This is a genomic window from Mesorhizobium sp. M0800 (assembly GCF_040320095.1).
Taxonomy (GTDB): Bacteria; Pseudomonadota; Alphaproteobacteria; order Rhizobiales; family Rhizobiaceae; genus Mesorhizobium.
This window is the reverse complement of the sequence record NZ_JAMYOZ010000001.1, coordinates 163,407-183,925: the sequence shown is the minus strand read 5'-3', so window position 1 is coordinate 183,925 and position 20,519 is coordinate 163,407. Positions and strand designations below refer to the sequence as shown.

Below are 20,519 nucleotides of genomic sequence, written 5' to 3'. Positions count from 1 at the left end.
GTCTCGGCAGATGAGGAGAGACGGTTGAGCGCTGCTGAAGTGAAGAACCTGCCCCAGAACCTACCCTCGGGGGCCTCGGATATCGCGCACATCGTACTGACTTTCGACAACAACAAGCTTGCCAGCGCCCTTTACGGCCAGTTCGACGAGAATCTGGCCCGACTCGAGCAGAAGCTCGGCGTCGATATCCGCTCGCGCGGCAATCAATTGACCATCAAGGGCTCTTCCTCGGCCGCCGAGCAGGCACGCCGCGCCTTGGACAATCTTTACGGCATTCTGCAGAAAGGCACCGACATCGGCCAGTCCGATGTCGACGGCGCCGTGCGCATGGCGATCGCCACCGACGACCAGCTGACGCTGCCGACGCTGGAGCGCAAGGGCAAGATGTCCGCCGCCCAGATATCGACGCGCAAGAAGACCATCTATGCCCGCTCGCTCAACCAGGACGCCTATATGCGCGCGCTGGAGCGGTCGGAACTCGTCTTCGGCATCGGCCCGGCCGGCACCGGAAAGACCTATCTGGCGGTGGCGCATGCGGCAATGCTGCTCGAACGCGGCATGGTCGAACGCATCGTGCTGTCGCGCCCCGCGGTCGAGGCCGGTGAACGGCTTGGCTTTCTGCCGGGTGACATGAAGGAGAAGGTCGATCCCTATCTGCGGCCGCTCTATGACGCGCTCTACGACATGATGCCGGCCGACAAGGTCGAGCGGGCGATTGCTGCTGAGGTCATCGAGATCGCGCCGCTGGCATTCATGCGCGGCCGTACGCTGGCGCACGCTGCCGTCATCCTCGACGAGGCGCAGAACACCACGCCGATGCAGATGAAGATGTTCCTGACCCGGCTCGGCGAGAACTCGCGCATGATCGTCACCGGTGATCCGACCCAGATCGATCTGCCGCCAAACACCAAGTCCGGCCTGGTCGAGGCGCTGAGAATCCTCGACGGCGTCACCGGCATGGTGACGGTCCGCTTCAACGAAGGCGACGTCGTCAGGCATCCGCTGGTCGCCGAGATCGTCAAGGCCTATGACCGCGACGGCAAGCTGGCCAGGGGCCTAGGTGTCGAAAGCTGATACGATTATGCGGCCGCATGGCTGAGGAGCAAAAGGCGGGGGGACCGCTTCCCGTCGAAATCGATATCGCGATCGAGGCGGGCGACTGGCCCGACGAGGCGGCGCTGATGCGGCTTGTCGACCGTGCCGTCTCGGCCGGCTTTGCCGAAACCGGTGCGAACGGGCGTTCCGAGCTCAGCATCGTCTTTTCCGACGATGCCCATATCCGTACGCTCAATGCCGGCTGGCGCGGCAAGGACAAGCCGACCAACGTCCTGTCTTTTCCAGCTTTTCCGTTCGCCAGGGGCGGGGCTCTGCCGCCGATGCTCGGCGACATCGTGCTGGCCGCCGAGACTGTCGCGCGCGAGGCGGCACTGGAAGACAAGCCCATCGAGGACCATATCTCCCATCTCGTCATCCATGGCCTGCTGCATTTGCTGGGCTATGATCACGAAACGGATGCCGAAGCGGAACTGATGGAAGCGACAGAGCGCGCAGCACTTGCGAGGCTTGCCATTCCCGATCCCTACACGTAATTACAAAAGACCAATTGACCGGACGATGATGAACGACAAACCAGAGACTGCCGCCCGCTCCGACGCCGGCAGTGTGATCAAGCCTTCCGAAACGACGGAAGAGGGCTTGAGTCCGAGTACCACGACCGGCAGCTTCGCCAGCGAGGCATCGCCTGCCGGTCCCTCCCTGTTCGATCGCGTGCTCGGGCTTTTCAGGCACCGCAACGGCACCAGCCTGCGCGAGGAGATTGCCGGTGCGCTTGCCGAAACGGCGAGCGATGCAGAATCCTTCTCGCCCGGCGAACGCGCCATGCTCAACAACATCCTGCGCCTGCGCGAAGTGCGCGTCGAGGACGTCATGGTGCCGCGCGCCGACATCGAGGCGGTCGAGATCACCACGAAGCTGGGTGATCTTCTGGGGCTGTTCGAGCAGTCCGGCCATTCCCGCATGCCGGTCTATTCGGAGACGCTCGACGATCCGCGCGGCATGGTTCATATCCGCGACGTGCTGGCGCACATCACCAAGGTCGCCCGCGTCAGAAAGGGCAGGACGACCAGGAAAACTCCGGTCGCGACGGTTCTCGATCTCGCCCAGGTCGATCTGGCGCGCACCATCGGCGATCTCAACCTGATCCGACCGGTGCTGTTCGTGCCGCCGTCGATGCTCGCCTCCGACCTGATGGGGCGGATGCAGACGACGCGGACCCAGATGGCGCTGGTCATCGACGAATATGGCGGCACTGACGGTCTCGTCTCGCTCGAGGATATCGTCGAGATGGTGGTCGGCGACATCGAGGACGAGCATGACGAGGACGAGCCGATGATTACCCAGGCCGGCGAAGGCGTCTTCATCGTCGACGGCAAGGCCGAGATCGACGACGTCGCCAAAATGATCGGCGAGGATTTCGCCGCCGGCGAGCACGGCGAATATGTCGACACGATCGGCGGCATGATCTTCAACACGCTTGGCCGGGTGCCAGCGCGCGGCGAAGTGGTGCAGGCCATACCCGGCTTCGAGTTTCATGTGCTCGACGCCGACCCACGCCGCGTCAAGCGCGTGCGCATCGTCGAGACACTGAAGGGCGAGCGCCGCCGCCGCGCCGTCCGCACCGAGCAGGCTTGAAAGACGCGACTTGCCCGATGCCGGTTGAGGACCCGTTCAAGCACTCGACTTAGGCTCCGGCGTCTTCTACCAGGATCCGCAGGCGGCATTGACCTGGCTTGAAAAGGCGTTCGGCTTCGAGCCGAGCATGGTTGTCAGCGATGCCGATGGCAGGCTCGTCCATTCCGAGATGCGGTTCGGCGATGGTTATATCATCGTCGATTCCGAATGGGCCGACCATATAGCCAGCCCGGCTTCAGTTGCAGGCAAGAACACGCGCGCGATCCTGAAGGCCATGTCTGGACCTTTTCCCAGACTGTCGGCTCTGTCCCACGCGTAGAGGCTGAGCGGCTGGGCGGGCTGAAGATACAAGGCTGGCATCGATAGCTATGAGCGGACTAGGTCGCCCGGTTTGGAGCCAAGCCCGCAGCCTGATAAATCTTGCTTCCTGATTCGCACGACTCGGAAGCATAGATGGAGCGCCAGGCCGGCCGGATAATTCTGCTTTGGGGCTGGCGGCGCGCGCTAGTGGCGTTTCTTGCCGGGGCGCTGACGGTTCTTGCCCAGGCGCCTTACGATTTCTTCGCCGTCTGTTTCGTTTCGTTCCCGCTGCTGGTGTGGCTCCTCGACGGCGCGACCGGCGAAGCCTCGGACGGTTTTCTGCGGCGCTTGCGGCCGGCTTTCGCCACCGGCTGGTGGTTCGGTTTCGGCTACTTTCTTGCCGGTCTCTGGTGGGTCGGCTCGGCGCTGCTGGTCGAGGCCGACAGCTTTGCCTGGGCCTTGCCGTTCGCGGTGGTCGGCATCCCCCTCGCGCTGGCCCTCTTTTACGGTTTCGCTGCCGTGGTTGCCCGGCTGTTGTGGAGCAACGACATCGGGCGCATCGCCGCGCTCGCCTTCGGCTTTGCGCTGGCGGAATGGCTGCGCGGCTTCCTGTTCACCGGCTTTCCGTGGAATGCCGTCGGCTATGCGGCGATGCCGGTGCCTTTGCTGATGCAGAGCGTCTCGGTGACCGGCATGGTCGGCATGAACGCGCTTGCGGTCTTCGTCTTCGCGCTGCCGGCGCTGCTTGCGGCGCGCCAGCATCTTCGCCTCGGCGCGGCGTTGCTTGTCGTTCTCGTCGCCGCCCATGCCGGCTTCGGCTATATCCGGCTCGCCGCCCCCGAAAAGCCGGCCGCCCGCAGCCTTGACGTCCGTATCGTGCAGCCTGCCGTCGACCTTACGGAAAAATGGGATACCTCGGTGCGTGACCGTATCTTCGCCACCATGATGGGGCTTTCGGCTAAGGCGCCGGAACCCGGCCATGACAGGCCGCAATTGATCCTGTGGCCGGAGACGTCCGTGCCGTTTCTGTTCACCGAACGTCCGGATGCCCTGCCTGCGATCGGAGAGATGCTTGGCGATGGCCAGATGCTGGTCGCCGGCGTCGTTCGCGAGGAAGGCGGCTCGGTGGCCGGCAGCCGTTACTACAACTCTGTGGTGGCGATCGACGAAAGGGGCGAAATCGTCGATGCCGTCGACAAGGTCCACCTGGTACCCTTCGGCGAATACCTGCCTTTCGCCGATCTGCTCGGCCGCTTCGGGCTTGAGCAGCTTGTTGCCGGTCCAATGACCTTCGCGGCGGGCAATGAGCGGCATCCGATCGCGCTGCCCGGCGGTATCCGGGCGCTGCCGTTTATTTGCTATGAGGTCATCTTTCCCGATCTGGTCGCAGTTGACGCAACGTCAGCCGAGCTTATTGTGAACGTCACCAATGACGCCTGGTTCGGCGACACGCCGGGGCCGTACCAGCACTTCAGGCAGGCGCAGATCCGGGCGGTGGAGAATGGGGTGCCCCTGTTGCGCGCGGCTAATAACGGCATTTCGGCCGTTGTCGACCCGCGCGGTCGCATCGTCGACGCGCTGGCAATCGATGCACGCGGCGCGATCGATGTGCGTGTGCCGATCTCCGACCAAGCCATCGTTTCCTCCGGCCAACGACGCATTAACGGAATGCTGATCATGTTTTTGCTTGCCGTTGCGGCATGCATTTTGAACGTAAGGCAAAGGCTACGGGCGAATTGACAGCCGACACATTAGAAACTCATACTGTAAGCGCCTGAAAATTTTCGAAGTCGATAAGGTCGTTCTGTTGGGGCACGGGCCGCGGCGTCGTTTGGGCAGCAAAATAGAAAAAGCCGGAAAAATTCGGCGAGGAAAAAATGACAGAAGAAAACAAGAAAAAGCCGAATCCGATCGACATCCACGTCGGAAGCCGCATCCGGCTTCGCCGCAATATGCTGGGAATGAGCCAGGAAAAACTGGGTGAAAACCTCGGCATAACGTTCCAGCAGATCCAAAAGTACGAAAAGGGCACCAATCGCGTCGGCGCCAGCCGTTTGCAGGCAATCGCCTCCATACTCGGCGTCCCCGTCGCCTTCTTTTTCGAGGATGCGCCCGGTCAGGAGCCCGTGGGCAGCCGTGGATTTGCCGAGGATGCTTCGATGACCTCCGCCGTCGAATTCTGCGGCAGCCCGGAAGGCCTCCAGCTGAATCGCGCCTTCGTCAAGATCGCCGACGTGAAAGTGCGCCGCAAGATCATCGAGCTGGTGAAGTCGCTTTCCACCGACGAAGTCGATTGATGGCCCGTGAAGAGTTCAACAAGGAAGGGGTCGTCGTAGCTGGGCATGCAATTTCTCGCGGCTGCGCGCATTGAGGGATGTTCATTCCGCAGATGCGCTAAAGCGCAGATCGATTTCGCTCGACACGCTTCCTCGAAGTCGTTTTCCTCAGTCTGTTGGTGCAAGGGCTGATCGCAGTGCGCCCTGCCGCCGTCTCGGGATACAAAGATAATAACGTCAAAATTCATGCCAGAACGGCTGCATGGCTTGACGAGCGACGCCCGGCACCGTTAACAACTGGCGCGCCAAAATCGGCGGCCTGCCGATATTTTTTTCAAGAGGGGACACCCGTGACGCGGCACAATTACTTCTTCACCTCGGAATCCGTTGCCGAGGGCCATCCCGACAAGGTCTGCGACCGCATCTCCGACGAGATTGTCGATCTCGTCTATCGCGAAGCCAGAAAGACCGGCATGGACCCGTGGAAGGTCCGCGTTGCCTGCGAGACGCTTGCGACGACCAATCGCGTTGTCATCGCCGGCGAGGTGCGCGTCCCCGAGACGCTGCTCAAGAAGGACAAGGAGGGCAACGTCCTGAAGGATGCGGCCGGCCATCCGATTGTCAACCCGGCCAAGTTCAAGTCGGTCGCTCGCAAGGCGATCCGCGAAATCGGCTACGAGCAGGCCGGCTTCCACTGGAAGACAGCCAAGATCGAGGTCCTGCTGCACGGCCAGTCGCCGGATATCGGCCAAGGCGTCGACAACGCCTCCGACCGGCAAGGCGAGGAGGGAGCCGGCGACCAGGGCATCATGTTTGGCTATGCCTGCCGCGAAACCCCCGACCTGATGCCGGCGCCGATCTATTACAGCCACAAGATCCTCGAATTGCTGGCGGCTGCGCGCCATGAAGGCAGCGGTGATGCCGGCAGGCTCGGGCCGGATGCCAAGAGCCAGGTCACCGTCCGCTATGTCGACGGCAAAGCGGCGGAAGTGACGCAGATCGTGCTGTCGACCCAGCATCTCGATGAGACGTGGGATTCGAAGAAGGTGCGCAACGTCGTCGAGCCCTATATTCGCGAAGCACTGGGCGACCTGAAGATTGCCGACAATTGCAACTGGTACATCAATCCGACTGGCAAGTTCGTCATCGGCGGGCCTGATGGCGACGCCGGCCTGACCGGCCGCAAGATCATCGTCGACACTTATGGTGGGGCTGCGCCTCATGGCGGCGGCGCTTTTTCTGGCAAGGACACCACCAAGGTCGACCGCTCGGCGGCCTATGCGGCGCGTTATCTCGCCAAGAACGTGGTTGCCGCAAAGCTCGCCGATCGCTGCACCATCCAGCTTTCCTATGCGATCGGTGTCGCCCAGCCGCTGTCGATCTACGTCGACCTGCACGGCACCGGCAAGGTCGACGAGGCAAAACTCGAGCGTGCACTGCGCGCCGTGATGGACCTGTCGCCTTCCGGCATCCGCCGCCACCTCGATCTCAACAAGCCGATCTATGCCAAGACGTCGTCCTACGGCCATTTTGGCCGCAAGGCCGGCCGCGACGGATCCTTCTCCTGGGAGAAGACCGATCTCGCCAAGGCGCTCAAGGACGCTCTCGCCGAACCGGTCGCCGAAGCAGTCGCCGCCTAACCGCGGCGCCTATGGATCCGAAGGACCGGCCAAGCCGTGCGACCGAGGCCTTTTTCGGTCGCCGGCGCGGCAAGACCATTCGACCACAACAGGCAGCGGCGCTGGAGAGCGGCTTCGCCGCCTACAGGCTCGATCTGACGGTTGAACCGCCGGCCGACTTGCGCAGCCTTTTCGAAGCCGAAGTTTCGGCTGTCCAGCTCGAAATCGGTTTTGGCGGCGGCGAACATCTTCTGCACCGTGCTACGGCCAGCCAGGCGACCGGCTTTATCGGCGTCGAGCCTTTCGTCAACGGCATGGCCAAGATGATGATGGCGGTCCGGGAGCGGCCGCTTGCCAATCTGCGCGTCTATGACGACGACGCCACACGTCTGCTGGACTGGCTGCCGCAGGCTTCGCTTGACGGCATTGATCTTCTCTATCCGGATCCGTGGCCGAAGAAGAAGCACTGGAAGCGGCGCTTCGTCAGCCCGGTCAATCTCGACCGCTTCGCGCGCGTCCTGAAGCACGGCGGAAAGTTCCACTTTGCGTCCGATATCGATAGCTATGTGAACTGGACGCTCCTGCATTGCCGGGCGCACGACGCCTTCACGTGGCAGGCAAGCGAAGCAGCCGACTGGCACCGGCCCTATGATGGCTGGCCGGGGACGCGCTATGAGGCCAAGGCCATTCGCGAAGGCCGACGGCCCGCCTATCTCACCTTCGTGCGGAAATAAGCGGGAAATTAGAGCTGAGCACAAGGCGAGCGGGCCGAAGGCTCTCGGCGCTCACTTGGCTCAGAAGCGACGGATCTTGTCGAAGGCTGCCGGCTCCATGCCGAGATTGCGCAGATCATGCGCACGCGGCTTGCGACCGCTTTCCACAGCCCGCGACGCGGCTACGGCGCTGCCGAACACGCTAAAGACATCGCCTATGGCTGAAAAAAATCCACGATTGTTCATGATGGTACCCTTTTCGAGCGCAGTGAGCGCTCCAATTGTGCAATGCAACATAGATAATCGTGCGTGGCCGGTGCTCAAAGGGGGATCACTGCATGGGCGCCATGCATTTGGCGCAGCGCTGCGGACTCGGAGCCTTGCCGTCATGCAGGACGGGCTTGAAACGAGGACCACGATCGTCTATATCAGCTTCAAATTCTTGGTCGGTATGACGAAGAGTGGGTCCACCCGGTCCCGCTCTTTTTTATTACCTGCCGACCAACAGAAATCGAGTGACAGGACCGAATGACAGTGACGGCAAGCGAAGGCGACGACCGCATCATCCGCGAAAGCGGCATCGATGCGCGCATCGCGCTGATCGTTCAGCCGGTACTGCGCGCCATTGGCTTCCGCTTGGTACGTGTGCACCTGTCGGGCCAGAACGGGCTGACCCTGCAGATCATGGCCGAGCGCGAGGACGGCACCATGACGGTCGAGGATTGTGAAGAGGTCAGCCGGGCGGTGTCGCCGGCGCTCGATGTCGATGATCCGATCGAGAAGGCTTATCATCTCGAAGTGTCGTCGCCGGGCATCGACCGGCCGCTGGTCCGCAAATCGGACTTTGCAGCCTGGACCGGCCATCTGGTGAAGATGGAAACATCGGTTCTCGTCGCCGACCGTAAGCGCTTCAAGGGCAAGATCGCCGAAAGCGACGCGGACGGTGTGCTGATCGAGCGTGACAAGGCCGCTTACGGCGAGGAGCCGACGGTACGTGTTTCCTACGATGCGATTGCCGAAGCGCGGCTGATTCTGACCGACGACCTTATCCGCGATGCGTTGTCGAAGGACAATCGGGCGCGCAAGGAAGCCAGGAAACGCCGCGGCGAACCCGAAGACGCACCAGAGGGTGCGGAAGACGAAACCGAACAGGAAATGTGATTGGGCTGCCGGCCGTAAAGGTCGGCAACAAGCTCGGGAGAAAGAAGATGGTTGTAAGCGCCAACAGGCTTGAACTGCTGCAGATCGCCGATGCGGTCGCGCGTGAAAAGTCGATCGACAAGTCGATCGTCATCGCCGCCATGGCCGATGCGATTCAGAAGGCCGCGCGCTCGCGCTACGGCCAGGAAACCAATATCCGCGCCGACATCAATGCCAACACCGGCGAGATGAAGCTGCAGCGGCTGATGGAAGTGGTCGAGAAGGTCGATGACTACGCGACGCAGATTGCCATTTCCTCGGCGCGCGAGCGCAATCCGGACGCCCAGCTCGGCGATTTCATTGCCGAACAGCTACCGCCGATGGATTTTGGCCGCATCGCCGCCCAGTCGGCCAAGCAGGTCATCGTGCAGAAGGTGCGCGAGGCCGAGCGGGACCGGCAATATGACGAATACAAGGACCGTATCGGCGAGATCGTCAACGGTACCGTCAAGCGCGTCGAATACGGCAACGTCATCGTCGATCTCGGCCGCGGCGAGGCGATCATCCGCCGCGACGAGCTGATTCCGCGCGAAAACTACAAATATGGCGATCGCGTCCGCGCCTATGTCTATGACGTGCGCCGCGAACAGCGCGGCCCGCAGATCTTCCTGTCGCGCACCCATCCGCAGTTCATGGCGAAGCTGTTCACCATGGAAGTGCCGGAAATCTACGACGGCATCATCGAGATCAAGTCGGTCGCCCGCGATCCGGGTTCGCGCGCCAAGATCGCTGTCATCTCGCGCGACAGCTCCATCGATCCGGTCGGCGCCTGCGTCGGCATGCGCGGCAGCCGCGTCCAGGCGGTCGTCGGTGAATTGCAGGGCGAGAAGATCGACATCATTCCGTGGTCGCCTTCGGCCGCGTCCTTCATTGTCAATGCGTTGCAGCCGGCGGAAGTCGCCAAGGTCGTGCTCGACGAGGATGCCGAGCGCATCGAGGTCGTCGTTCCCGACGATCAGCTGTCGCTGGCCATCGGCCGCCGCGGCCAGAACGTCCGTCTTGCCTCGCAGCTCACCGGCTGGGATATCGACATCCTGACCGAGCAGGAAGAGAGCGAACGCCGCCAGAAGGAATTCGTCGAACGGTCGTCGCTGTTCATGGAAGCCCTCGACGTCGACGAGATGGTCGGCCAGGTGCTCGCTTCCGAAGGCTTCACCAGCGTCGAGGAGGTCGCGTATGTCGACTCCGGCGAAATCGCGTCGATCGACGGCTTCGACGAGGACACGGCTTCGGAAATCCAGACCCGCGCCCGCGAATATCTGGAGAAGATCGAAGCCGAGCATGACGAGAAGCGCAAGGCGCTCGGCGTCAAGGACGAGCTGCGCGAGATTCCCGGCATCACCACCGCCATGATGGTGACGCTCGGCGAGGACGGCGTGAAGACGATCGAGGATTTCGCCGGCTACGCCGCCGACGACCTGACCGGTTGGAAGGAACGCAAGGACGGCGAGACGAAGGTATTCCCGGGTGTGCTCGCCAACCACGGCGTATCACGCGCCGATGCCGAGCAGATGGTCCTGGCCGCTCGCCTGAAGGCTGGCTGGATCACCGAAGACGAGCTTGCCGCCGAGGGCGTGCCGGCTGACGAAACCGTCGGTGCGTGAGGTGAAACCGCATCGCACCGAACCCGCCCTTCGACGAGATGAACGATCGCACCTGCATCGTCACCCGCAGGCAAGCCGAACCGGATGAACTGATCCGTTTCGTCGTCGGCCCGGATTCGGCCGTCGTTCCGGACATCAAGAGAAACCTGCCCGGCCGCGGTTGCTGGGTGACGGCCGACCGCCTACATATAGAAAAGGCAGCGGCCAAAAACCTGTTTGCCCGTGCTTTTAAGGCGCAGGTGAGCGTGCCGGCCGATCTTGGCGGCATGGTCGACGCGCTGCTTTCCAGGTCCGCTCTGGGCATGCTTGGCCTGGCCCGCAAGGCGGGCGTCATAGCGCTCGGAGCGACCAAGGTCGAGAGCGCCGTGCGCGGCGGACTTGCACTTTTCGTGCTCCACGCGACCGAGGCTTCCGACGATGGCGTCCGCAAGATAAGCCAGGCGCGACGGGCAACCGTCCACCTCGGCGGGCCTGCGATCCGCGCTTACAAACTTTTCTCCGAGGCCGAGTTGAGCTTGGCATTGGGGGGTACAAATGTGATACATGCTGCCGTTCTCGCGGGAGACGCGGGCAGGGCGGTCCAGAAGCGCATGGTTGCGCTCGACCGATATCGGGGCGGTTCCCCGGACGATCTGGCAATGCTTGCGGCCGTTGCTGACGAAGATGATGCCGCAGAGGATATGGAATGAGCGATACGAAATCGGGCGACGACAAGACGCTGAGTGTTACGCCGAAGAAGACCTTGACGCTGAAGCGCCCCGGTATGGAACAGGGCACGGTGCGCCAGAACTTCTCGCACGGCCGCACCAAGTCGGTGGTCGTCGAGACCAAGAAGCGCAAGTTCTCGCTGCCCGGCGACAAGCCGGAGCCGGCGGCAGCGCCTGTGTCCGTCTTCACGCCGAAGCCGGTCGCGGCAGCGCCTGCCGTGCAGGAAGCTCCCAAGGCGCCTCCCCCTCCGCCGCCGGTCGAACGCAGCGGCATGGTGCTGAACGAGTTGTCGCGCCAGGAAATGGAAGCACGCCGCCGGGCTCTCGAGGGCTCGAAGGTCCGCGATGTCGAGGATCGCCAGCGCGCCATCGAGGAAGCCAAGCGCCGCAGCGAGGACGAAGAGCGCCGCCGCCGCGAGCGCGAGGAATCGGCTCGCCGTCAGGCCGAGGAAGAGGCACGGCTGCAAGCCGAGGCCGAATCCCGCCGCCGTGCCGAGGAAGAGGCGCGCCGCCGTGCGCCGCTCGCCGCCGAACTGGCAACAGTCGATGACGAGGAAGAGGTCAAACCGAAGCGGACCGGTGCCGGCGCACCAGTGCGCCGTCTGGTCACGCCGGAAGTGGCGCGTCCGGCCAAACCGACCAAGGGCGAGGAAGACCGCCGCCGCGGCAAGCTGACGCTGAATTCAGCGCTTTCCGACGAGGATGCGCGCGCCCGCTCGCTCTCGTCGATGCGCCGCCGTCAGGAGAAATTCAAGCGCGCGTTGCATAACGAGCCACGCGAGAAAGTCATGCGTGAAGTGATCCTGCCCGAAACCATCACCATCCAGGAGCTGGCGCAGCGCATGTCCGAGCGCGCCGTCGATGTGGTCAAGTTCTTCATGAAGCAGGGCCAGATTCTGAAGCCTGGTGACGTCATCGACGCCGACACGGCCGAACTCGTCGCCACCGAATTTGGCCACACGGTCCGCCGCGTCGCCGAGTCCGACATCGAAGAGGGCTTGTTCAACATCGCCGATCGTCCCGAGGACCTGCAGCCGCGTCCGCCGGTGGTAACGATCATGGGCCATGTCGATCACGGCAAGACCTCGTTGCTCGATGCCATCCGCAATGCCAACGTCGTCTCCGGCGAGGCCGGCGGCATCACCCAGCATATCGGCGCCTATCAGGTCGAGAAGAACGGTCACAAGGTTACCTTCATCGACACGCCCGGCCACGCCGCCTTCACGGCGATGCGTGCCCGCGGTGCCCAGGCGACCGATATCGCCATCCTCGTGGTGGCAGCTGACGACAGCGTCATGCCGCAGACGATCGAATCGATCAATCACGCCAAGGCGGCCGGCGTTCCGATCATTGTGGCGATCAACAAGATCGACAAGCATGACGCCGACCCGCAGAAGGTGCGTTCGGAACTGCTGCGCCACGAGGTGTTCGTCGAATCCATGGGCGGTGAGGTGCTGGATGTCGAGGTGTCGGCGACCAAGGGCATCAATCTCGACAAGTTGCTCGAAGCGATCCTGCTGCAGGCCGAAATCCTCGACCTGAAGGCCAATCCGGACCGCACCGCCGAAGGCGTGGTCATCGAAGCCCAGCTCGACAAGGGCCGCGGCCCAGTCGCTACCGTGCTGGTGCAGACCGGCACGTTGATGCCGGGCGACATTCTCGTCGCCGGCAACGAATGGGGCCGGGTACGCGCGCTCGTCAATGATCGCGGCGAGCAGGTCAAGGAAGCGCCGCCGGCAATGCCGGTGGAGGTGCTCGGCCTGCAAGGCACGCCGCAGGCCGGCGACCGCTTCGCCGTGGTCAACAACGAGGCCCGCGCCCGCGAGATCACCGAATACCGCCAGCGTCTGGCACGCGAGAAGGCGGTTGCCAGGCATGCCGGCCAGCGTGGTTCGCTGGAGCAGATGATGTCGCAGTTGCAGACCAGCGGACTGAAAGAATTCCCGCTGGTTATCAAGGGCGACGTGCAGGGCTCGATCGAGGCGATCAACGCCGCGCTCGACAATCTCGGCACCGACGAGGTGCGCGCCCGCATCGTCCATGCGGGGGCTGGCGGCATTACCGAAAGCGACGTGTCGCTGGCGGAAACTTCGGGGGCTGCGATCATCGGCTTCAACGTTCGCGCCAATGCGCAGGCCCGCGCAGCCGCGGCTGCGGCAGGCATCGAGATCCGCTACTATTCGATCATCTACAATCTGGTCGATGATGTGAAAGCGGCGCTCTCCGGCCTGCTCTCGCCGGAGCGTCGCGAGACCTTCATCGGCAATGCCGAGATCCTCGAGATCTTCGACATCACCAAGGTCGGCAAGATCGCCGGCTGCCGTGTTACCGAAGGCAAGGTCGAGCGTGGTGCGGGCGTGCGCCTGATCCGCGACAACGTCGTCATCCACGAAGGCACGCTGAAGACCCTGAAGCGCTTCAAGGACGAGGTTTCGGAAGTTCCGGGCGGCCAGGAATGCGGCATGGCCTTCCAGAACTACGAGGACATGCGCGTCGGTGACGTCATCGAGTGCTTCCGCGTCGAGATGGTGACCAGGACGCTCTGAGCTCGAACCTTCGAGTTCGGGCATCCATCGAGACCGGGCGGTGGTCGAAAGACCGCCGCCCAAACCAAATGAGACATGTGGTGCGGTCCTATCCCGCGCCCCACGATTTCAGGATAGAGAAAAATGCCCCGTTCAATCACATCAGGCCCATCCCAGCGCATGCTGCGCGTCGGCGAGCAGGTGCGCCATGCGCTGTCCGAGACCTTGCAGCGCGGCGAGATCCTCGATCCGCTGATCGAGAACACGGTGGTTTCGGTCTCGGAAGTGCGCATGTCGCCCGATCTCAAGATCGCCACCGCCTTCGTTTCGCCGCTTGGCGCCAAGGATGCCGGGGCGGTGATCGAGGCGCTCAACAAGCATGCGAAGTTCGTCCGCGGCCGCGTTTCCGGCGCGCTGCGGCAGATGAAGTACATGCCGGAATTCCGCTTCCGGCTCGACACCAGCTACGACAATTTCCAGAAGATCAACGAATTGCTGCACTCGCCCGAAGTGGCGCGCGATCTCAGCGCCGACGACAAAGACAAAGACGACCGGAAGGACAGCGAATAGTGGCGCGTCGCGGCAAGAAGAAGGGCCGGCCGATCTCGGGCTGGCTGGTACTGGACAAGCCGGTCGGCATGGGCTCGACTGAAGCCGTCTCCAAGATCAAATGGCTGTTCCAGGCGGAAAAGGCCGGCCATGCCGGCACGCTCGACCCGCTGGCGTCCGGCATGCTGCCGATCGCGCTCGGCGAAGCGACCAAGACCGTGCCATACGTCCAGGACGGCGCCAAGGTCTACCGCTTCACGGTTGCCTGGGGCGAGGAGCGTTCGACCGACGACCTCGAAGGCCCGGCGACCAAAAGCTCGGACCGCCGTCCGGCGGAAGCCGACGTACGGGCGCTGCTTTCGAAATATACCGGCATCATCATGCAGACGCCGCCGCAATTTTCGGCGATCAAGATCGCCGGCGAGCGCGCCTACGACCTTGCCCGCGATGGCGAGACGATCGACATTCCGGCACGCGAGGTCGAGATCGGCCGGCTCGATCTGGTCGAGCACATGGCCGATCGCACCATCTTCGAGGTCGAATGCGGCAAGGGCACCTATGTCCGCTCGCTGGCGCGCGACATGGGCCGCGACCTTGGCTGCTTTGGTCACATCGCCGAGCTGCGGCGGGTCGAGGTCGAGCCGTTCACGCAGGAAGATTTCGTTACCCTGGCCGAGCTGGAAGCCGCCCGCTTCGGCGAGCAGGGCGAGCCGCAAGCAGCAGACGCCCCGATCGACTTCGGTGCCATCGATGCACTTCTGGTCGACACCGCCGCCGCGCTCGAATGCCTGCCGCAGGTCGCGATCAGCGATGATGCGGCAACCAAAATCCGCCTCGGCAATCCGGTCATCATTCGCGGCCGTGACGCGCCGGTAGAAGCGGAGGAGGCCTGCGCCACCGCGCGCGGCAAGCTGGTCGCCATCGGCGCCATCGAGCAAGGCATGTTCAAGCCAAAGCGGGTCTTTATCGGGTAACAGCTGTCTCTCGGCGCATGATCTCCAACCGGATTCTATTTTGGGAAAGGATCATGCGCTAAATCAACAGGGCGACGGCGTCGTTTGCCGTCCGAAGGGATGCGCGGCACCGACGCTGCATTCGAGGGGGGACATGGCAAAGGCTGAGACGGGCAGGAAGCGGGCGGTGCTCAACACACGGCGGCCGCCCGTCGGGGCTTCGCCCGGCACGCTGATCGCCGACCCGGCGGCACGCCGTTCCGAGCTCAGGCTGACATTGATCTCGCCCGAAAAGTTCAAGACTATCGACAATGCCAGCATCGACGACGTCAACACCCATTGCCACAATTGGCCGGTTATCTGGCTCGATTGCACAGGCCTCGCCAACATCCAGCTGATCGAGGAGATCGGCCGGATCTTCAACCTGCATCCGTTGGCGCTGGAAGATGTCGTCAACACCGGCCAGCGGCCGAAGGTGGATTTCTTCGAGGACCATGCCTTTGTCGTCGTCAGGATGATCGACGATGTCACCGCGCATCGCTACGAACAGATCGCCGTCTTCTTCGGCAGGAACTTCGTCGTCACCTTTCAGGAGCGCGAAGGCGACCCGTTCGATCCCGTGCGCAAGCGGATCGCAAGCTCGGTGCCCAACCGCTTGCGCTCGCGCGGCGCCGACTATCTCGCCTATGCTTTGATCGACGCCATCGTCGACAGCTATTTCCCGCCGATCGAGGCTGCCGGCGAATTGGTCGACAGCATTGAGGACCAGATGCTGAACCAGGCGCACAAGCATCAGATGCGGCAGCTTCACGAATTGCGGCGCGATGCCAATGTGCTGAAGGGCGTGCTTTGGCCGATGCGCGACGCGCTGGCGACCATGATCCGCAACGACGTCTCTTATGTGAAGGCCGAAACCAAGATATTTCTGAACGACACGCTCGATCATTCGCTGCGATTGATCGAACTGGTCGAAACCCAGCGCGACATGCTGACCGGCCTGATCGAGATGCACTTGTCGCTCAGCCAGGCGCGCACCAACGACGTCATCAGCTATCTGACGATCGTCTCGGTGATCTTCATGCCGCTTACCTTTCTCGTCGGCGTATGGGGCATGAATTTCGACCCCGACACCTCGCCCTGGAACATGCCGGAGCTGAAGGCCTATTACGGCTATCCACTGTCGCTCGCCTTCATGGCGCTTGTTGCGGTCGGGCTTTTTGCGTACTTCAAATGGAAGAAATGGCTCTGACTAGGCGGAAGTGCCCGTTTATGCAGCAAAAAGCCGGCTTGTGAATTAGGCTGGCCTTTTTGTCGGAATTGCACTATATGCGCCGCAGCTTCGCGCTTTGACGCGTTGCTTGCACCGGCCCCTGCTGGACGACATCCCGGCTGAGGGCGTCCCGTTTCCTCAAACAGACAAGGAAAAACACGATGTCGATTACTGCCGAACGCAAGAAGGAATTGATGGGCGAATTCGCAACCGCCAAGGGCGATACCGGGTCTCCGGAAGTCCAGGTGGCCATCCTTTCCGAGCGCATCAAGAACCTGACCGATCATTTCAAGGACCACAAGAAGGATAACCATTCCCGCCGTGGTCTGCTCGCTCTCGTTTCCCAGCGCCGCAGCCTGCTTGATTATCTCAAGCGCAAGGACGACGCGCGCTATCAGACGCTGATCGAGAAGCTCGGTCTTCGCCGTTGACGAATTGACCGGCGGGTTCTTTCGAGAGCCCGCCGGTCGCGCATTGGAGCATCGGGTCATCCAAGGCTCCATGAAGGAAGTAGGAAGGAAGTAGAGCGCCGCGCATCGGTTTGGATGCGCAAAGGACGCTCTGAAGTTTAGATTTGCGCAGGATATTTTCCGAAAACCTGGTTTTCGGGTTCACGCGCAAGGCCACTCGGATCGATTGGCCAACCCGGTTTCGAAACAGCAGAGGGCCGCTCGAAACCGCCCATGGACGGTCATGGGGCAGGATTGCAGGACGCTCGTGCGGCACCGCGCCGAATAAACCGAGCCTCCCGTTGTCTTGCCCGTGGCTGCCCGAGAAAGGAAGCCAAGGGAAAGGGGCATCCGCGCACGGCGCGGCCCTTTCCGCATATGAAGGACAAGACATGTTCAATTACCACAAAGTGGAAATCGAATGGGGCGGCCGTCCGCTCATTCTCGAAACCGGCAAGATCGCACGTCAGGCTGACGGCGCGGTGCTGGCCACCTATGGCGAAACCAAGGTTCTCGCCACCGTCGTCTCGATGAAAGAGCCGAAACCCGGCCTCGATTTCTTCCCGCTGACGGTCAACTACCAGGAGAAGACTTACGCCGCCGGCAAGATCCCGGGTGGCTATTTCAAGCGTGAAGGCCGTCCGAGCGAGAAGGAAACGCTGGTTTCCCGCCTGATCGACCGCCCGATCCGCCCGCTCTTCGCCGAAGGCTACAAGAACGACACCCAGATCGTCGTCACCGTCGTCCAGCACGATCTCGAAAATGACCCGGACATCCTGTCGATCGTCGCCACCTCCGCCGCCCTGACCTTGTCCGGCGTGCCGTTCATGGGCCCGGTTGGCGGCGCCCGCGTCGGCTACATCAACGGCGAATATGTGCTCAACCCGCATGTCGACGAGATGCAGGAATCGAAGCTCGACCTGGTCGTCGCCGGCACCGCCGACGCCGTGCTGATGGTCGAGTCCGAAGCCAAGGAACTCGGCGAGGACCTTATGCTTGGCGCCGTCATGTTCGGCCACAGGGGCTTCCAGCCGGTGATCGACGCGATCATCAAGCTGGCTGAAGTCGCGGCCAAGGACCCGCGCGACTTCACCGCGCCGGACTATTCCGCACTTGAGGCCGAGATGCTCAAGATCGTCGAAGGCGAGCTTCGCGACGCCTACAAGATCACCGACAAGCAGAAGCGCTATGCCGCCGTCGACGCCGTCAAGGCGAAGGTCAAGGCCGCGTTCGCGCCGGCAGAAGGCGAAGAGGCCAAATACACGTCCGAACAGATCGGCACCGTGTTCAAGGAGCTCCAGGCCAAGGTCGTGCGCTGGAACATCCTCGACACCGGCTCGCGCATCGACGGCCGCGACCTGAAGACGGTCCGCAAGATCGTCTCGGAAGTCGGCGTCCTGCCGCGCACGCACGGCTCGGCGCTGTTCACTCGCGGCGAGACCCAGGCACTGGTTGTCGCCACGCTCGGCACCGGCGAGGACGAGCAGTATGTCGATTCGTTGACCGGCATGTACAAGGAGAAGTTCCTCCTGCACTACAACTTCCCTCCCTATTCGGTCGGTGAAACCGGCCGCATGGGTTCGCCGGGCCGCCGCGAAATCGGCCATGGCAAGCTCGCCTGGCGCGCCATCCGGCCGATGCTTCCGACCGCCGACCAGTTCCCCTATACGTTGCGCGTCGTTTCGGAGATCACCGAGTCCAACGGCTCGTCGTCGATGGCTACCGTCTGCGGCACCTCGCTGGCTCTGATGGATGCCGGCGTGCCGCTTGCCAAGCCGGTCGCCGGCATTGCGATGGGCCTGATCAAGGAAGGCGAGCGCTTCGCCGTGCTCTCCGACATCCTTGGCGACGAGGACCACCTCGGCGACATGGACTTCAAGGTTGCCGGCACCGCCTACGGCATCACCTCGCTGCAGATGGACATCAAGATCGAGGGCATCACCGAGGAGATCATGAAGATCGCCCTCGACCAGGCCAAGGATGGCCGTCAGCACATTCTCGGCGAAATGGCCCACGCGCTGTCCGGCGCACGTGCCGAGCTCGGCGAGTTCGCGCCGCGCATCGAGGTCATGCACATCCCGACCGACAAGATCCGCGACGTGATCGGCTCGGGCGGCAAGGTCATCCGCGAGATCGTCGAAAAGACCGGCGCCAAGATCAACATCGAGGACGACGGCACCGTCAAGATCGCCTCGGCCAATGCCAAGGAGATCGAGGCGGCGAAGAAGTGGATACACACCATCGTCGCCGAGCCGGAAGTCGGTGAAATCTACGAAGGCACGGTCGTCAAGACCGCCGACTTCGGCGCTTTCGTCAATTTCTTCGGTCCGCGTGACGGCCTCGTCCACATCTCGCAACTCGCCAATGACCGCGTCGCCAAGACCTCCGATGTGGTCAAGGAAGGCGACAAGGTCTGGGTCAAGCTAATGGGCTTCGACGAGCGCGGCAAGGTCCGCCTGTCGATGAAGGTCGTCGACCAGGCCACCGGCAAGGAAATCGTGCGCGACAAGAAGAGCGAAGGCGAAGAAAACGCCGCCTAAGCTGATCTAACTATGCAATCGAAGCGGGCGCGCCGGAAGGTCGCGCCCGTTTGCGTTTCAACAACAGCCTTGCAGTTCAAGAGTGGTGAATGTCCGCCGAGCCGCTGAAAACGCTTTTCCATCCGTTCGAGGCCGGTGCTGTTTCCCTGCCACGAAAGGATGAACGCATACTCTTTCTCGGTGCCGAGCCCGGCTTTCTCTTGCCGGAAGGGTTTGATGCCAAGCTTCATCTTATCCAAGGCTTCAGGCCGCACTTTCGCGCCTTGCAGGCGTCCGGCTTCGCGGTCACGCCGCAGGTCGAAGGCGAGGCTTTCGACGCGGCATTTGTGCTCGCTGGCCGCCATCGCGGCCAAAACGAGTTGCGCGTTGCCGAAGCGGTCGAACGCGCAGCACCAGGCGGGTTGATCGTCGTCGCCGGCAGCAAGGACGATGGAATCGCCAGCTTGCGCAAGCATGTCGGCGCTTTTGTGCCGCTCGAAGGCCACCTGCCGAAGCATCACGGCATTGCCTTCTGGTTTCGCCGGCCGGCCGATACCGTTGCCGCGGCAACGCTTCGCGCCGCCAATCCGGACTTGGTGGTCGAGGACCGCTTCCGCACGGCCCCAGGCATGTTTTCCTTCGACAAGATCGATGCCGGATCGAAGCTGCTGGTCGAAAATCTGCCCAACGATCTGCGTGGCAGCGTTGCGGATTTCTGTGCCGGTTGGGGCTATGTCGCCGCCGAAGTCGCCGCCCGCTCACCCGGCATATCGGCGCTTGACCTTTACGAAGCGGATTTCGAGGCGCTGGAGGCGGCCAAGGCCAATGTCGGCAACACAGGCGTGGAGCCACGTTTCTTCTGGATAGATCTTTTGAGCGAACCGGTCGAGCGCCGCTACGACGTGGTCGTCATGAACCCGCCCTTTCACCGCAGCCGGGCGACTGAGCCGGAAATCGGTGCCGGCATGATCCGCGCGGCAGGCAAGGCGCTGAAGCCCGGCGGCCGGCTGTTCATGGTGGCAAACCGTCAGCTTCCCTACGAACCGGTGCTGGCGGCCGCCTTCTCCAGCCATGCGGAGCTCGCCCGCGACGGCATGTTCAAGGTCTTATCGGCGCGACGCTGAAATCCTGCGGGGCAAGCCGG

19 protein-coding genes are annotated in these 20,519 nt (G+C 62.7%); 18 read left to right on the top strand and 1 reads right to left on the bottom strand.

The genetic code is table 11. The features are described 5' to 3' along the window. Positions 1-24: 24 nt before the first annotated feature. The 8 genes from NKI18_RS00895 (at position 25) to trmB (ending at position 7,620) form a co-directional block, all read left to right on the top strand. On the top strand, positions 25-1,074 hold the full coding sequence (locus tag NKI18_RS00895) for a PhoH family protein (protein ID WP_352614599.1): 1,050 nt from the start codon (positions 25-27) through the stop codon (positions 1,072-1,074). Between the two features lie 17 nt (positions 1,075-1,091). Then, on the top strand, positions 1,092-1,589 hold the full coding sequence (gene ybeY, locus NKI18_RS00890; protein WP_352614600.1) for an rRNA maturation RNase YbeY: 498 nt from the start codon (positions 1,092-1,094) through the stop codon (positions 1,587-1,589). Positions 1,590-1,617: 28 nt separating this feature from the next. After that, complete coding sequence (locus tag NKI18_RS00885; RefSeq protein WP_352614601.1) at positions 1,618-2,691, top strand: hemolysin family protein; 1,074 nt, start codon at positions 1,618-1,620, stop codon at positions 2,689-2,691. 88 nt (positions 2,692-2,779) lie between these two features. Next, positions 2,780-3,010 (top strand): VOC family protein, encoded by a 231-nt coding sequence (locus NKI18_RS00880; protein ID WP_352589044.1) that lies wholly within the window; start codon positions 2,780-2,782, stop codon positions 3,008-3,010. A 134-nt stretch (positions 3,011-3,144) separates the two neighbouring features. Continuing rightward, positions 3,145-4,731, top strand: coding sequence for an apolipoprotein N-acyltransferase (lnt, locus tag NKI18_RS00875; RefSeq protein ID WP_352589047.1), 1,587 nt, complete (start codon positions 3,145-3,147; stop codon positions 4,729-4,731). 137 nt (positions 4,732-4,868) lie between these two features. Then, positions 4,869-5,288: a helix-turn-helix domain-containing protein gene (locus tag NKI18_RS00870; RefSeq protein ID WP_352589050.1), complete on the top strand. Its 420-nt coding sequence runs from the start codon at positions 4,869-4,871 to the stop codon at positions 5,286-5,288. Between the two features lie 329 nt (positions 5,289-5,617). Further along, positions 5,618-6,907, top strand: coding sequence for a methionine adenosyltransferase (gene metK / locus NKI18_RS00865; RefSeq protein ID WP_023676896.1), 1,290 nt, complete (start codon positions 5,618-5,620; stop codon positions 6,905-6,907). 11 nt (positions 6,908-6,918) lie between these two features. Beyond that, positions 6,919-7,620: a tRNA (guanine(46)-N(7))-methyltransferase TrmB gene (trmB, locus tag NKI18_RS00860; protein WP_352614602.1), complete on the top strand. Its 702-nt coding sequence runs from the start codon at positions 6,919-6,921 to the stop codon at positions 7,618-7,620. Positions 7,621-7,680: 60 nt separating this feature from the next. Here trmB and NKI18_RS00855 read toward each other — a convergent pair whose 3' ends face one another. Next, complete coding sequence (locus tag NKI18_RS00855) at positions 7,681-7,923, bottom strand: hypothetical protein (RefSeq protein ID WP_352614775.1); 243 nt, start codon at positions 7,921-7,923, stop codon at positions 7,681-7,683. A gap of 204 nt (positions 7,924-8,127) precedes the next feature. Between NKI18_RS00855 and rimP the strand changes: the two genes are divergently transcribed. From rimP to NKI18_RS00805, 10 genes are all read left to right on the top strand, one after another. Beyond that, positions 8,128-8,760, top strand: coding sequence for a ribosome maturation factor RimP (rimP, locus tag NKI18_RS00850; protein ID WP_352614603.1), 633 nt, complete (start codon positions 8,128-8,130; stop codon positions 8,758-8,760). 47 nt (positions 8,761-8,807) lie between these two features. Further along, complete coding sequence (gene nusA / locus NKI18_RS00845; RefSeq protein ID WP_023676901.1) at positions 8,808-10,403, top strand: transcription termination factor NusA; 1,596 nt, start codon at positions 8,808-8,810, stop codon at positions 10,401-10,403. Positions 10,404-10,441: 38 nt separating this feature from the next. Further along, positions 10,442-11,092, top strand: a complete 651-nt coding sequence (locus NKI18_RS00840; protein WP_352614605.1) for an RNA-binding protein — start codon at positions 10,442-10,444, stop codon at positions 11,090-11,092. Beyond that, the gene (infB, locus tag NKI18_RS00835) at positions 11,089-13,656 is read left to right on the top strand and encodes a translation initiation factor IF-2 (RefSeq protein ID WP_352614606.1); all 2,568 of its coding nucleotides are present in this window, start codon (positions 11,089-11,091) and stop codon (positions 13,654-13,656) included. Before NKI18_RS00840 ends, infB begins: the two co-directional genes overlap by 4 nt. 123 nt (positions 13,657-13,779) lie before the next feature. Next, positions 13,780-14,205 (top strand): 30S ribosome-binding factor RbfA, encoded by a 426-nt coding sequence (gene rbfA, locus NKI18_RS00830; RefSeq protein WP_023676904.1) that lies wholly within the window; start codon positions 13,780-13,782, stop codon positions 14,203-14,205. Further along, a complete protein-coding gene (truB, locus tag NKI18_RS00825) occupies positions 14,205-15,158 on the top strand; it encodes a tRNA pseudouridine(55) synthase TruB (RefSeq protein WP_353018622.1) in 954 nt (317 codons plus the stop codon). The genes rbfA and truB overlap by 1 nt, the downstream gene beginning before the upstream one ends. Positions 15,159-15,291: 133 nt before the next feature. Further along, the gene (gene corA / locus NKI18_RS00820) at positions 15,292-16,386 is read left to right on the top strand and encodes a magnesium/cobalt transporter CorA (RefSeq protein ID WP_352614607.1); all 1,095 of its coding nucleotides are present in this window, start codon (positions 15,292-15,294) and stop codon (positions 16,384-16,386) included. Positions 16,387-16,526: 140 nt separating this feature from the next. Beyond that, entirely contained in the window at positions 16,527-16,838 is a 312-nt protein-coding gene (gene rpsO, locus NKI18_RS00815; protein WP_280940423.1) for a 30S ribosomal protein S15, read from the top strand. A gap of 410 nt (positions 16,839-17,248) precedes the next feature. Further along, positions 17,249-19,396 (top strand): polyribonucleotide nucleotidyltransferase, encoded by a 2,148-nt coding sequence (pnp, locus tag NKI18_RS00810; protein WP_292654001.1) that lies wholly within the window; start codon positions 17,249-17,251, stop codon positions 19,394-19,396. 89 nt (positions 19,397-19,485) lie between these two features. Then, entirely contained in the window at positions 19,486-20,499 is a 1,014-nt protein-coding gene (locus NKI18_RS00805) for a class I SAM-dependent methyltransferase (protein ID WP_352614609.1), read from the top strand. The last annotated feature ends 20 nt before the right edge of the window (positions 20,500-20,519 follow it).

What these genes read in the sequence shown, in the direction of transcription:
- ybeY (WP_352614600.1), top strand. Translation starts at nt 1,092, where the DNA reads ATGGCTGAGGAGCAAAAGGCGGGGGGACCGCTTCCCGTCGAAATCGAT.
- NKI18_RS00885 (WP_352614601.1), top strand. Translation starts at nt 1,618, where the DNA reads ATGAACGACAAACCAGAGACTGCCGCCCGCTCCGACGCCGGCAGTGTG.
- lnt (WP_352589047.1), top strand. Translation starts at nt 3,145, where the DNA reads ATGGAGCGCCAGGCCGGCCGGATAATTCTGCTTTGGGGCTGGCGGCGC.
- NKI18_RS00870 (WP_352589050.1), top strand. Translation starts at nt 4,869, where the DNA reads ATGACAGAAGAAAACAAGAAAAAGCCGAATCCGATCGACATCCACGTC.
- trmB (WP_352614602.1), top strand. Translation starts at nt 6,919, where the DNA reads ATGGATCCGAAGGACCGGCCAAGCCGTGCGACCGAGGCCTTTTTCGGT.
- rimP (WP_352614603.1), top strand. Translation starts at nt 8,128, where the DNA reads ATGACAGTGACGGCAAGCGAAGGCGACGACCGCATCATCCGCGAAAGC.
- nusA (WP_023676901.1), top strand. Translation starts at nt 8,808, where the DNA reads ATGGTTGTAAGCGCCAACAGGCTTGAACTGCTGCAGATCGCCGATGCG.
- NKI18_RS00840 (WP_352614605.1), top strand. Translation starts at nt 10,442, where the DNA reads ATGAACGATCGCACCTGCATCGTCACCCGCAGGCAAGCCGAACCGGAT.
- infB (WP_352614606.1), top strand. Translation starts at nt 11,089, where the DNA reads ATGAGCGATACGAAATCGGGCGACGACAAGACGCTGAGTGTTACGCCG.
- rbfA (WP_023676904.1), top strand. Translation starts at nt 13,780, where the DNA reads ATGCCCCGTTCAATCACATCAGGCCCATCCCAGCGCATGCTGCGCGTC.
- corA (WP_352614607.1), top strand. Translation starts at nt 15,292, where the DNA reads ATGGCAAAGGCTGAGACGGGCAGGAAGCGGGCGGTGCTCAACACACGG.
- pnp (WP_292654001.1), top strand. Translation starts at nt 17,249, where the DNA reads ATGTTCAATTACCACAAAGTGGAAATCGAATGGGGCGGCCGTCCGCTC.
- NKI18_RS00805 (WP_352614609.1), top strand. Translation starts at nt 19,486, where the DNA reads ATGTCCGCCGAGCCGCTGAAAACGCTTTTCCATCCGTTCGAGGCCGGT.